At 53.4% G+C, this 14,121-nt stretch carries 8 protein-coding genes; 2 read left to right on the top strand and 6 right to left on the bottom strand.

Annotated features, from left to right (window positions below):
- Positions 1-36: 36 nt before the first annotated feature.
- From alkB to LCS67_RS07465, 4 genes are all read right to left on the bottom strand, one after another.
- Entirely contained in the window at positions 37-687 is a 651-nt protein-coding gene (gene alkB / locus LCS67_RS07480) for a DNA oxidative demethylase AlkB (RefSeq protein ID WP_000884991.1), read from the bottom strand.
- Positions 688-689: 2 nt separating this feature from the next.
- Positions 690-1,751 (bottom strand): bifunctional DNA-binding transcriptional regulator/O6-methylguanine-DNA methyltransferase Ada, encoded by a 1,062-nt coding sequence (gene ada / locus LCS67_RS07475; protein ID WP_000975967.1) that lies wholly within the window; start codon positions 1,749-1,751, stop codon positions 690-692.
- 80 nt (positions 1,752-1,831) lie between these two features.
- On the bottom strand, positions 1,832-2,884 hold the full coding sequence (apbE, locus tag LCS67_RS07470) for an FAD:protein FMN transferase ApbE (RefSeq protein ID WP_000784297.1): 1,053 nt from the start codon (positions 2,882-2,884) through the stop codon (positions 1,832-1,834).
- A gap of 114 nt (positions 2,885-2,998) precedes the next feature.
- Positions 2,999-4,135, bottom strand: coding sequence for a porin OmpC (locus LCS67_RS07465; protein ID WP_000865526.1), 1,137 nt, complete (start codon positions 4,133-4,135; stop codon positions 2,999-3,001).
- 727 nt (positions 4,136-4,862) lie between these two features.
- Between LCS67_RS07465 and rcsD the strand changes: the two genes are divergently transcribed.
- Entirely contained in the window at positions 4,863-7,532 is a 2,670-nt protein-coding gene (gene rcsD, locus LCS67_RS07460; protein ID WP_000083205.1) for a phosphotransferase RcsD, read from the top strand.
- Positions 7,533-7,548: 16 nt separating this feature from the next.
- Positions 7,549-8,199: a response regulator transcription factor RcsB gene (gene rcsB / locus LCS67_RS07455; RefSeq protein ID WP_001061919.1), complete on the top strand. Its 651-nt coding sequence runs from the start codon at positions 7,549-7,551 to the stop codon at positions 8,197-8,199.
- Between the two features lie 102 nt (positions 8,200-8,301).
- On the opposite strand, the gene rcsC is transcribed toward rcsB, so the two are convergent.
- Both rcsC and gyrA read right to left on the bottom strand, forming a co-directional pair.
- The gene (gene rcsC / locus LCS67_RS07450; protein WP_023225810.1) at positions 8,302-11,148 is read right to left on the bottom strand and encodes a two-component system sensor histidine kinase RcsC; all 2,847 of its coding nucleotides are present in this window, start codon (positions 11,146-11,148) and stop codon (positions 8,302-8,304) included.
- Between the two features lie 117 nt (positions 11,149-11,265).
- A complete protein-coding gene (gene gyrA / locus LCS67_RS07445) occupies positions 11,266-13,902 on the bottom strand; it encodes a DNA topoisomerase (ATP-hydrolyzing) subunit A (RefSeq protein WP_001281271.1) in 2,637 nt (878 codons plus the stop codon).
- Positions 13,903-14,121 lie beyond the last annotated feature (219 nt).

The following is a 14,121-nucleotide window of genomic DNA, read 5'->3' as shown; positions in this document are numbered from 1 at the left end:
CTAACTCCACCTGCACAGCAATAATAATTCTTATTTTTATTCTTTTTCAGCCGCCTGACGGAAGGTGAGATTGTAACGAAATTCACCGGTCATGGGATGAAAGCCCGCTTTAAGCGGCTGGATACCATGATAAAACAGCCGGGACTCGCCGCCCCAGACCACGATATCGCCATGCTCCAGTAAGATCCGCTGGAGCGGATCGCTGCGACGCAGGCCGCCAAACTGAAAAACCGCCGGCACCCCCAACGAAACTGAGACGATAGGCGCGCGCAGATCCGGCTCGTCTTTATCCTGATGCAGCGACAGTTTTGCGCCGGGCGCGTAGCGATTGATCAGGCAGGCGTCCGGTTGGAAGCTCGCATACCCTGCCGCGATTGCCGCCTGACGACATACGCTGGCAAACGATAACGGCAGCGCAGGCCAGGGTTTATCGGTCAACGGATCGCGCACGGCATAACAATAACCGTGACGATCGGTGGTCCACCCTAACGCGCCGCAGTTGGTCATCGCCACCGACATGGTGTAGCCGCCCGGCGTCACCATCTGACGAAACGGAGACTGACTGGCGACAAACCCGATATCGTCTAATAGCGACTGCGCCGCGCGAAACGCAAAGCGGCGCAACACCACCGCGCCAGGCGCCAGGGGCTCTTGCCAGGGCGCTTCATCAGCAAATAGATCCAGCATTGCTACTCCTCTTTTTGCGCTTCTCGCTTTAATAGCTGCGCTTTTCGACGCACGCCCCAACGATAACCGGAGAGCGCGCCATCGCGACGCACGACCCGATGACACGGGATCACCATCGCCAGTTTATTCGCGCCGCACGCGCTGGCGACCGCGCGTACTGCCGTGGGTTTGCCGATAGTCGCGGCAAGCTGTTGATAGCTTACGGTTTCGCCGCAGGGAATTGCGCATAACGCCTGCCAGACCTGCTGTTGAAACGCGGTTCCCTGGATATCCAGCGGCAACGAGAGCAGCACATCGCGTGTGTTGATAGCCGCGACAACCTGCCGCACCCGTTGCTGAAAAGGCGCGTCAGCAGGTGCGTGGCGGGCCGCCGGGAAAAGGGTGTGTAATTCAGCCAGTAGCGCATCGTCGCTATCACCGGGGAGAATCGCGCAAATCCCCCGCTCGCTCTCCGCCACCAGGCACCGTCCGTAAACCCAGTCCGTCAGCGCATAGCGAACGGAGACATTATCGCCGCCTTTGCGAAACTGTTTTGCCGTCATGCCCAGCGTCTGGTCGGCATGACGGTAGTAGCTACTGCTATCCGGGAAGCCGGCGCGGTAAATAGCCGCCGTGATCGGCTCTCCTTTCGCCAACGCCTCACGCAGCCGCCGGGCGCGCCACGCCTGCTGCCACCCTTTCGGCGTCATGCCGGTGCTCGCTTTAAACAGACGGTGCAGATGAAACGGGCTCATCGCCACCGCCTGCGCCAGAGACGCCAGCGTTACCGGCGTCTCCTGCTCAAGTAAACGGCAGGCGCAGGCAATCTTATCCAACCGCCGTTGCTGCGCGCGCGCATTATCCGGCTGACAGCGCTTGCAGGGGCGAAAACCGGCGTCCAGCGCCTGCTGCGCGTTGGCAAAAAAGCGAACATTTTTACGTAATGCCCGCTTCGAGCGACAAGAAGGGCGGCAAAAAACGCCGGTAGTTCGCACCGCAAAAACGAAACGCCCATCCGCGCTGGCATCGCGCGCCTGCACCCGCAGCCAGCATTCATCATCGGTAAGTAACGCTTTTTTCATCATAGACTCCTTCATTAAGCATAGTGCTTGCTTACATGCAGTGTGTCCGTAAATCCGCCCACAAAAACCCGTAATCTTGCGTTTTAATTCTTATCGCTCACCAGGAACGTTTTGAACTGCGGCGACATCCAGGTTTTAAAGCCCTCACCTTCTTTCATGATCATAAAGACCGCCAGCCCTTCCCGCCGCACGACCTCTTGCGCCTTTTGCGTACCGAGCACCATCAGGCCGGTATCCCAGCCGTCCGCTTCCAGCGCCGTTGGCGCAATGACCGTAACCGATACCAGGTTGTGTTCAATGGGGCGCCCCGTTTGCGGATCGATAACGTGCGAGACACGCTTGCCATCCAGCTCATAATAGTTACGGTAGCTGCCGGAGGTGCTGATGCCATACCCGTTGATATCCACAATCGCCTGCACCGCGTTTTCCCGGTCGGTCGGCTTCTGAATCGCGACGCGCCACGGCAGCCCTTGCGCATTCATCCCGCGACTGCTTAATGCGCCGCCCACCGAGACCAGATAACGCGCAATGCCCTCCTGCTCCATCAGACGCGCCAGATGATCCGCCGCATAGCCCTCCCCGACCGTGGAGAGATCGACATAAAGATCCGGCAGATCTTTTTGCAAAAACTGATGTCCAGCCCTGTCGATAACCTGCAAATGTTGCAGGCCTGTTTTCGCTTTTGCCGCATCGATTTGTGCTGGTGTTGGGATATGCAGCGGCTGCCGATCCGGTCCAAACCCCCACAGATTGACCAGCGGGCCCACGGTGATATCCATCGCGCCATCCGTCTTCGCGCCAATACGCAGCGCCGAGGTCACGATATCCGCCATGGCTTCGCTGACCGGCCAGGGCGCAAGACTGCGTGAATGGTTAAAACGCATCAGCGCGGAGTCATTTTTATAGGTAGAAAGCAACCAATCATCAGCATCAAGCTGAGTCTGGATTTTAGTCTGTAGCTCTGCGGCGCGTTTCGCATCGATGCCAACCACGCTCACCCGCCAGATAGTCCCCATCGTCTTACCTTCCAGCACCTGAGCGGCAGGTGACGCTGTTGTCGTTTCGGGAGCCTCATCGCAGCCCATAAGTAAAAAAGCCGCCGCCAGACACACGGCCCGGCAAAAAGTCATTTTCATCGCTGTTTATCCTCATTCGAATGGACGCAAGCGTATATCAAAACGTCGTATTTGTACGCCGGAATAAGGCATGAAAAAAGGGCCCGCAGGCCCTTTAGCAACATCTTTTGCTGATTAGAACTGGTAAACCAGACCCAGCGCTACGATGTCGTCGGTGTTGATGCCCGCATCGCGGGTAAAGTCGTTTTTATCCAGCAGGTTGATTTTGTAATCAACATAGGTGGACATGTTTTTGTTGAAGTAGTAAGTCGCGCCGACATCAACATATTTTACGATGTCCTGGTCGCCATAGCTGGCGCCGTAGCCGTTGCTGATGTCCTTACCTTTAGACTGCAGGTACGCCACAGACGGACGCAGACCAAAGTCGAACTGGTACTGAGCAACCACTTCAAAGTTCTGCGCTTTGTTGGCAAAACCGTAAGAGGTGGACGGGTTGCTGCCGTTAGAGGTACCAAAACGGGTTGCGTTATAGGTCTGAGAATACTGCGCTGCCAGATAGATGTTGTTCGCATCGTATTTCAGGCCGCCGGTGTAAACCGTGGCGCGATCGCCGTTACCATACAGGCGAGCGTTAGCGGTGTTGTTCTGATCGGCAGTACGTTTAGACGTGGTGATAGCGCCACCGACAGAGAAGCCTTCGCCGATTGCATAGGTCAGCGATCCGCCGTAACCGTCGCCGTTCTGGTTCAGCAGGCTGCGACCGTTGGTGTTTTCACCGCTCACGCTGCCGTTTTTGCCCTGATACTGCAACGCGAAGTCCAGACCATCCACCAGGCCGAAGAAGTCGGTGTTACGGTAAGTGGCATAGCCGTTACCACGCTGCTGCATAAAGTTGTCAGCGCCGTAGGTGTCGCCGCCGAACTCCGGCAGAACGTCGGTCCAGGAGGTCACATCATAGGTTACGCCGTAGTTACGACCATAATCGAAGGAACCTGCGTCAGCGAATTTCAGACCCGCAAACGCCACACGCGTCCAGGAGTCGTTGCTGCCTTCAGTCTGGTTGCCCTGAATCTGATATTCCCACTGGCCATAACCGGTCAGCTGATCGTTAACCTGCGTTTCGCCTTTGAAGCCGATACGCATGTAGGTCTGGTCGCCGTCGCTGCCTTTGTCGTCAGAGAAGTAGTGCAGGCCATCAACTTTACCAAACAGGTCTAATTTGTTGCCGTCTTTATTATAAATTTCAGCCGCATTCGCTGCGCCCGCCACCAGCAGAGCTGGTACCAGGAGGGACAGTACTTTAACTTTCATGTTATTAACCCTCTGTTATATGCCTTTATTGCTTTTTTATGCCACTGCTTACTGGTTAACCCTCATTAACCAGTCGGCAAGTCCATTCTCCGCAAAAATACAGAATAATCCAACACGAATATGATACTAAAACTTTTAAGATGTTACAGTTATCTACATAGATGTTTCAAAATATGAATTTTACGGAACTTTTTTAAAGCAAAAATCAAGTAAAAATAAGCACAAATCGACAAAATATATTCACGAGACTTTTAAAATCAATGGGTTAAATTGATGAAATTCATAGCACTGAATGATAAAACAGAATCTTCATTCGCAACTAAAATAGTGACCGCTATCATCATTAACTTTATTTATTACCGTCATTCACTTCTGAATGTCTGTTTACCCCTATTTCAACCGAATGCTTCGCATTCGGTTTTTTTTACCCTTTTTCAGACACACCCGGCAGATTTATGCTACCTGCCTAAAACTATCACGGTTATTCACTACCCCCCCTGCTCTACCGTTCGTAAGACATTAGCAAATAATTTCTTGATATTTAGTGCTAAACATTTATAAGTAGTCTTTATATTTGTACCGTTCTGCGAAGGTTGTACGCTTTTCCCGTCCCGCCAACGGAGCGCGTGTTAAGTTGCCCGGCATGACGTAAGAGTCTGGAAATTCATTCATTACCCTTTATACTGCCCTTCACCTTCAGCGTTGCTTTTACAGGTCGTAAACATAAATGAGTCAGTCTGACACAACGGTCTCTACCCGATTCTCCCTTCTACCGGGAAGCATTACCCGTTTCTTCTTATTGCTGATCATTGTGCTGCTGGTAACGATGGGCGTTATGGTACAGAGCGCCGTCAACGCCTGGTTGAAAGACAAAAGCTATCAAATTGTCGATATCACCCACGCTATTCATAAACGCGTGGATACCTGGCGGTATGTTACCTGGCAAATTTATGACAACATCGCCGCGACCACTACGCCATCGACAGGTGAAGGACTTCAGGAAACGCGTCTGAAGCAGGATGTGTATTATCTTGAAAAGCCGCGACGTAAAACTGAAGCGCTGATTTTCGGTTCCCATGACAGCGCCACGCTGGAAATGACGCAGCGTATGTCAACTTATCTGGATACGCTGTGGGGCGCGGAAAACGTGCCGTGGTCAATGTATTACCTCAACGGACAGGATAACAGCCTGATTCTTATCTCTACCCTACCGTTGAAAGATCTCTCTTCCGGCTTTAAAGAGTCCACTATTGGCAATATCGTCGATTCCCGCCGGGCAGAGATGTTGCAACAGGCGAATGCGCTGGATGAGCGCGAAAGTTTCTCCTCATTGCGAAAACTGGCCTGGCAAAACGGTCACTATTTTACGCTACGCACGACCTTCAATCAGCCAGGACATCTGGCGACCGTGGTGGCGTTTGATCTGCCCATTAATGATTTAATCCCGCCGGGAATGCCGCTGGACAGTTTTCGGATAGAGCCTGACGCAACCCAGGCGACGGGGCGAAGCAGTGAAAAGGAAGCGCCTGATAGCGTCACGATTAGCTTTAACGGTTCAAAAATTGAGATCTCCTCAGCGCTTAACTCTACCGGAATGCGCCTGATCTGGCAGGTACCGTTCGGTACGCTTTTGCTTGATACGCTGCAAAATATTTTGCTGCCTTTACTGCTGAACATCGGGCTGCTGGCGTTGGCGTTATTTGGCTACGCCACGTTCCGTCATCAGCCGGGACGGACGACAGAATCGACATCCGGCAACGCGGCGAATAACGAGCTTCGCGTCTTACGCGCCATTAATGAAGAGATCGTTTCTCTGCTGCCGCTGGGTCTGCTGGTCTACGATCAGGAAGGAAACCGCACCGTGATCAGCAATAAAATCGCCGATCATCTGTTGCCGCATCTTAACCTGCAAAATATTACCAGCATGGCGGAACAGCATCAGGGCGTGATTCAGGCGACAATTAATAACGAACTGTATGAGATCCGTCTGTTTCGCAGCCAGATCGCCCCCCGCACGCAGATCTTTATTATCCGCGATCAGGACCGGGAAGTGCTGGTGAATAAGAAGCTTAAACAGGCGCAGCGTTTGTATGAGAAGAATCAGCAGGGCCGTGCCGCCTTTATGCAAAATATCAGCAACACGCTTAAAGAGCCCGTACGCCAACTGGCGGTTAACGCCGCGGCAGTCACCACGCCGGAAAGCCTGAAACTGGCGGATCAGGCGGATGTATTGGTACGTATGATCGATGAAATCCAACTGGCGAATATGCTGGAAAATGACGCATGGAAAAGCGAAGCCACGCTGTTCTCCCTTCAGGATCTTATTGACGAAGTCGTGCCGGAAGTGCTGCCCGCCATTAAGCGTAAAGGGCTGCAACTGCTGATTAATAACCATCTTAGCGGCAACGATGAACGCTGGGGCGATCGCGACGCCCTGCGCCGGATTTTGCTGCTGTTGATTCAGTATGCCGTCACGACGACCGCTATGGGTAAAATTACGCTTGAAGTCGAGCAAGATGAATCTATCGCGGAGCGTCTGACTTTCCGTATTCTGGATACGGGCGAAGGCGTAACGTTAAACGAGATTGATAATCTGCATTTCCCGTATATGAATGAAACGCAGGGCGACCGTTACGGCAAAGCGAATCCGCTCACCTTCTGGCTGTGCAATCAACTGGCGCGCAAACTGGGCGGTCATCTCAACATTAAAGCGCGGGAAACGCTGGGCACGCGCTATACCGTTCATGTCAAAATGCTTCCTCACGATCAGCATACCCAGGTCGAAGAGCGCCTGCTGGACGACGTGAGCGTGATGGTCGATGTGACGTCCAACGAGGTTCGCGCGATTGTGCTGCGTCAGTTAGAAAACTGGGGCGCCACCTGCATCACGCCGGATGAAAGGCAGATAAGTCAAGAATATGATCTCTTTTTAACGGATAATCCGTCTAATCTTACTGCCTCGGGCTTGCTTTTAAGCGATGATGAGTCAGGCGTGCGGAAAATTGGCCCGGGTCAGTTGCGCGTCAACTTTAATATGAGCAATGCTATGCAGGAAGCTGTACTACAACTTATCGAAGAGCAGCTGGCGCAGGAAGAGATTCCCGCCTCCCCGCTCGGCGGAGATGAAAATGCCGAGCTTCATGCCAGCGGCTATTATGCGCTATTTGTAGACACAGTACCGGATGATGTTAAGAGGTTGTATACTGAGGCGGCAACCAGCGATTTCGCTGCGCTGGCCCAAACGGCCCACCGCCTGAAAGGGGTGTTTGCCATGCTTAATCTGGTACCCGGCAAGCAGTTATGTGAAACGCTGGAACATCTGATTCGTGAGAAAGATGCTCCAGGTATAGAAAAATATATCAGCGACATTGACGCCTACGTCAAAAGCTTGCTGTAGCAAGGTAGCCCAATACATGAACAATATGAACGTAATTATTGCCGATGACCACCCGATTGTACTGTTCGGTATTCGCAAATCACTTGAACAAATCGAGTGGGTGAATGTTGTCGGCGAATTTGAAGATTCCACAGCATTGATCAACAATCTGCCGAAATTAGATGCGCATGTGTTGATCACTGACCTCTCCATGCCGGGAGATAAATACGGCGATGGGATCACCTTGATCAAGTACATCAAGCGTCATTTTCCGAGCCTGTCTATTATCGTTCTGACCATGAACAACAATCCGGCGATCCTGAGCGCCGTGTTGGATCTTGATATTGAAGGGATCGTACTCAAGCAGGGTGCGCCAACCGATCTGCCTAAGGCGCTGGCCGCGCTGCAAAAAGGCAAAAAATTCACCCCAGAAAGCGTTTCTCGTCTGCTGGAGAAAATCAGCGCAGGCGGTTACGGCGACAAGCGCCTGTCGCCAAAAGAGAGCGAAGTATTACGCCTGTTCGCCGAGGGCTTCCTGGTCACCGAAATCGCCAAGAAGCTCAACCGCAGCATTAAGACCATCAGCAGCCAGAAGAAATCGGCGATGATGAAACTGGGCGTAGAGAATGATATCGCGCTGCTCAACTATCTCTCTTCCGTTACCCTGAGTCCGACAGACAAAGAATAAATCGCTTTTACGTTACCCAGCCTGATGGCGCTACGCTTATCAGGCCTACCAGTCGACTCATCTTTTGCAGGCCGGACAGGCGACGCCGCCATCCGGCATTTTTTATGCCCGCGTTTTACGTACCCGCTCGGCATACACCGCCAGCGTCTGTTTCAACACATCCAGCGTCACAGGCTTCGACAAACAGCTGTCCATACCGGACTCCAGGCAACGTTGTTTCTCTTCCGCCAGCGCGTTCGCCGTCACGCCGACGACCGGCAGCGTCAGCCCAAGCTGACGGATACGCTGCGTCAGGCGGTAGCCGTCCATGTTCGGCATGTTCACATCGCTCAGAACAATATCGATAGCATTTTTACTCAGCACATTCAGAGCGTCCACGCCATCATTGGCTGTCTTACACTGATATCCCAGCGATCCCAATTGATCGGCCAGCAAGCGGCGATTGATCGGATGATCGTCAACGACCAGAATCATCATGTCGTCATTTGAATCTGCGGTTTTATCCGTCGTCGGCAATGCGCTGGAAAGCGCTTCACTATCCAGCTCAATACTATAGATACGCGCCAACAGCGCGGGCAACTCATGCACCGACGCCACACTATGCACCCACTCGCCCGGCGCTCTTTCCAACGGAATCCCGATATGGCGGCGGCAAAAGACGACCGCCGCCCTCCCCTGCCAGGTATGCTCCAGCGCGTCATCGACAATCAAAATATCGTCCGCGGCGGGTTCTTGCCCTTCATAACGCTGCGTATGAACGCCGCTACGCGCCAGACTGGTCTCAATAAACTGGCACAAAGAAGTATTGCGCACCGCCAGCCAACAGCAGGTTCCGGCGAGTCCTTCCACGCCCTTTTTCACAGGGTATTGCGCACCATAAAGCGGGATGCGCAGTGTAAACTGGCTTCCCATGCCCGGCTCCGAATCGACGGAAATATCGCCGTCCATCATGCTGATCAATTTTTCGCAAATCGCCAGCCCCAGACCGGTCCCCTGAAAGTTACGCTGTACGCCGGTTCCCACCTGGAAGAAGGGATCGAACAGGCGAACCACCTCTTTTGCCGGAATACCGACGCCGGTATCCCGCACGCGAATGCTGAGATAATCCCCATCACAGCGCACATGCAGCACGATGCAGCCAATATCGGTAAACTTAATGGCGTTGCTCAACAGGTTTGAAATGACCTGCTGTAAACGCATCGGGTCGCCGTTCAGCGATACCGGCACGTCAGGCTCAATAAAACAATACAGGCCGAGCTGCTTACGCACCACCAACGGCAGATAATTGGCGGTGATATGGTTCATCACCTCTCGCGGTGAAAATTCGCGCGGCTCAATCTTTAGCTGTTCCGACTCAATTTTCGAGAAGTCGAGAATGTCGCTGATAATTTTCAGCAACAGACTGGAGGAGTTATTCATCGCCGTGACCAGACGATCCACGCCTTTTGGCAACTCTTTGGTTTGCAGCAGATCGAGATTGCCGATGATACCGTACAGCGGTGTGCGCAATTCATGGCTGACCGTTGCAAGGAACATGGATTTAGACTGGCTTGCCTGTTCCGCCGCCTGCGCCATCTCCTGCAGCGACTCTTCCATTTTGACGCGCGTACTCACATCTACCAACACGCAAATCGCGACGTTTTCATTACGATAGCGGGAATGGACGAAGCTAATTTGCAAATTGGTATTATTGCTGGTCAATACATCGACGAAGTTAACCTGCTGGCCGCAAATGATTTGCGTCAGGCGCTGTCTGTCTTCATGCGTGAGCATGTTCAGGTAGGTGTGCGCCAGTTCGTTACTCAGAATATTGACGCCATCAATAGTGCGCAGAATACAGATCCCCACCGGCGCGGAGGCGACGATTTTACGGTTGAACTGTTCATGCTCTTCCAGACGCTGGGCATCGCTCTCCGCCGGAATAAAAATTCGCCGCTCATACATCCGCGCAAGCGTAAACAGCCCTGCGCCCACCAGCACGTTCAGCAGGATAGCGTTCAGGATAAGAATACGAATACGCTCCAGGACTAAATCTACAGGCACAGAATAGACAATACTGAGCGAGGATGGCGGCAGGCTTTTTTTGAGTACCAGTTCGCGAAAACCTGGCGTATAACCAAACCAGGAGCGCTCCTGCATCCAGCGCGGCTCCGCTTTAATAATGCCGTCAGGACCGGCCAACGAAATCAGCGAATGGCCGTTCTCATCAATAATGGTGACGCCCATCGGCAAACTGCCCGGCGTGAAAAAATTTTCCATGCGGATGGACTGCTCGACGCCCAGCAGCGCCTGCAGACGGTTGGCCAGATACACCGGCGTCAGCGCATAAAAGTAGCCCACGCCCTGACGCGCGCCCTGGCTTATCCAGAAAAGGTTATTCCCACTTTCTTCTTGCGGCGCGTTGCGGTATTTCATAATCCGCTCATGTAACGCTTTTAACGCATCATCGCGCTCCACGGGCATTTCACGCAGGCCGAAATTCGCCATACAGAGGTTATCGCTGCCAATCAGGAAAACGCGGTTAAGATCATACGCTGCTGAAAAGTTGTCGCGCCAGTAACGCATAAACCAGGCCAGCGACTCCAGCGATCCGCGCCATGCGGAGCCCATCGCCGCACAGTCTGAGTCGGCGAATAGCGGTTCAAAGTCCGGCACCACCATTTTGTCATCACGCGCACGCGACGACATAACGCCGTTTTCCGCCGTTAAACGGTTCTCGGCAATATATTTGAGCTCTTTCATCACATCCGATGTGCGCTGGATAAAACGCTGCGCCTGATCGGAGCTAAGGTTGAACTCCTGACGAATTTCAGATTCCCGCTGGTGCAGGGCATTGACGATGTAAAACACCGAAACAAAGGCGATTAAGAGCCAAATGAGTAACGCTAACGCTCTGAATAAGTAGCGCGAGACTTTCAGCGTAGTTCGAAAGGAAGCAAGGTATTTCAAAGGGGCGAAGCTCCGCCTCAGGATGTAAATAGAGTGTGACTAAGGTAGCGGTAAATGACGTAGCCCGCAACGGCAAAGAAAAAGGGCCGGATATCCGGCCCTCGCACAGCAATAACATTACTCGTCAGCGTCATCCGCAACGTCGTCATCGCTTTCCGCTTCCGGGGCGATATCCTCATCCCCTTCCGCCACGCTGCCGTCGATAGCGTCGAGTTCTTCGTCATCTACCGGTTCAGCAACGCGTTGCAGACCCACCACGTTTTCATCTTCCGCCGTGCGGATAAGGATAACGCCCTGGGTATTACGTCCCACTACGCTGATCTCGGACACACGGGTACGCACCAGAGTACCGGCATCCGTGATCATCATGATCTGGTCGCAATCGTCCACCTGTACCGCGCCAACAACGGAACCGTTGCGCTCGGTCACTTTGATAGAGATAACGCCCTGCGTCGCGCGAGACTTGGTCGGGTACTCGTCCGCTGCGGTACGCTTCCCGTAGCCGTTTTGCGTTACGGTCAGAATAGCGCCTTCGCCGCGTGGGATGATCAGAGAGACGACTTTATCGTCTCCCGCCAGCTTAATACCGCGCACACCGGTCGCGGTACGCCCCATCGCACGGACGGCGTCTTCTTTGAAGCGCACCACTTTACCCGCGGCCGAGAACAGCATGACTTCGTCAGAACCAGAAGTCAGGTCAACGCCAATCAGCTCGTCGCCGTCGTTGAGGTTCACCGCGATAATACCGGCGGAACGCGGACGGCTGAATTCGGTCAGCGCCGTTTTCTTCACGGTACCGCTGGCGGTCGCCATAAAGACGTTGACGCCCTCTTCGTACTCACGAACCGGCAGAATCGCGGTGATACGTTCGTTCGCTTCCAGCGGCAGCAGGTTGACGATCGGACGACCGCGCGCGCCACGGCTGGCTTCCGGCAACTGATAGACCTTCATCCAGTACAGACGGCCCCGGCTGGAGAAGCAGAGGATGGTGTCATGGGTGTTGGCCACCAGCAGGCGGTCGATAAAGTCTTCTTCTTTAATACGCGCGGCAGATTTACCTTTCCCACCACGACGTTGCGCTTCGTAATCCGTCAGCGGTTGATACTTGACGTAACCCTGGTGAGACAGCGTCACGACAACATCTTCCTGGCTAATCAGATCTTCGATATTAATATCGGCGCTGTTGGCGGTGATTTCGGTACGACGCTCATCGCCGAACTGATCGCGAATTAACTCCATCTCTTCGCGAATCACTTCCATCAGGCGATCGGCGCTGCCCAGAATGTGCAGCAGTTCAGCAATCTGCTCCAGCAACTCTTTGTATTCGTCGAGCAGTTTTTCATGCTCCAGGCCGGTCAGTTTCTGCAAACGCAGATCCAGAATCGCCTGCGCCTGCTGTTCAGTCAGGTAGTACTGACCGTCACGCACGCCAAATTCTGGCTCCAGCCATTCCGGACGCGCGGCGTCATCACCGGCGCGCTCCAGCATCGCAGCAACGTTACCCAGATCCCACGGACGCGAAATCAGCGCCGCTTTCGCTTCTGCCGGCGTTGGCGCGCGGCGAATCAGTTCGATAATCGGGTCGATGTTAGCTAGCGCAATCGCCAGAGCTTCAAGGATATGCGCGCGGTCACGGGCTTTACGCAGTTCAAAAATAGTCCGACGCGTCACCACTTCACGGCGGTGGCGCACGAACGCTGAAATGATGTCTTTCAGGTTCATGATCTTCGGCTGGCCGTGATGCAGCGCCACCATGTTAATACCGAAGGAAACCTGTAGCTGGGTCTGGGAGTAGAGATTATTAAGCACCACCTCGCCCACCGCATCGCGTTTTACTTCAATCACGATGCGCATACCGTCTTTGTCGGATTCGTCACGCAGCGCGCTGATGCCTTCCACGCGTTTATCTTTCACCAGCTCGGCGATTTTCTCGATCAGGCGCGCTTTGTTCACCTGATAGGGAATTTCATGGACGATGATGGTTTCACGGCCCGTTTTGGCGTCAGCTTCAACTTCCGCGCGGGCGCGGATGTACACTTTGCCACGACCGGTACGGTAGGCTTCTTCGATACCACGACGACCGTTGATGATCGCGGCGGTCGGGAAGTCCGGACCCGGAATATGTTCCATCAGCCCTTCAATGCTGATGTCTTCGTTGTCGATATACGCCAGGCAGCCGTTAATCACTTCCGTCAGGTTGTGCGGCGGGATATTCGTCGCCATACCTACTGCGATACCGGAAGAACCGTTCACCAGCAGATTCGGAATTTTGGTCGGCATGACGTCCGGAATTTTTTCCGTACCGTCATAGTTATCCACGAAATCCACCGTCTCTTTTTCGAGATCGGCCATCAGTTCGTGGGCGATTTTCGCCAGACGGATCTCCGTATAACGCATTGCCGCCGCGGAGTCGCCGTCAATAGAACCGAAGTTACCCTGACCATCCACCAGCATGTAACGCAGCGAGAATGGCTGCGCCATACGAACGATGGTGTCATACACTGCGGAATCGCCGTGGGGATGGTATTTACCGATTACGTCACCAACGACACGGGCAGATTTTTTATAGGCTTTGTTCCAGTCATTGCCCAATACGTTCATGGCGTAAAGTACGCGACGGTGTACCGGCTTCAGGCCATCTCGGACATCCGGCAGCGCACGGCCAACAATGACCGACATCGCATAATCCAGATAGGAGCTCTTCAGCTCTTCCTCAATGTTGACCGGTGTAATTTCTCTCGCAAGGTCGCTCATCTAACCGCTATCCCTCTACTGTATCCCGGATTCAAAGGTCGCAAATTATAACACATTCGCCCACGTACTGGTAAACGGAATGCAGCCAGACAATGCTTTATTCAGGTGCCGCATGCTCTCTTCATTTATAACCGTGGTCTCGGCGTTTATCGGCGATCGGCTTCAGAGGCGACACAGGGGAGATCGGGGCCTGGCCAGGAAGAGGTTAGAAAATCAATA

The sequence above is a fragment of the Salmonella sp. A7 genome, from assembly GCF_020181675.1.
Classification (GTDB): domain Bacteria; phylum Pseudomonadota; class Gammaproteobacteria; order Enterobacterales; family Enterobacteriaceae; genus Salmonella; species Salmonella enterica.
This window is presented reverse-complemented; position numbering and strand designations above follow the sequence as displayed.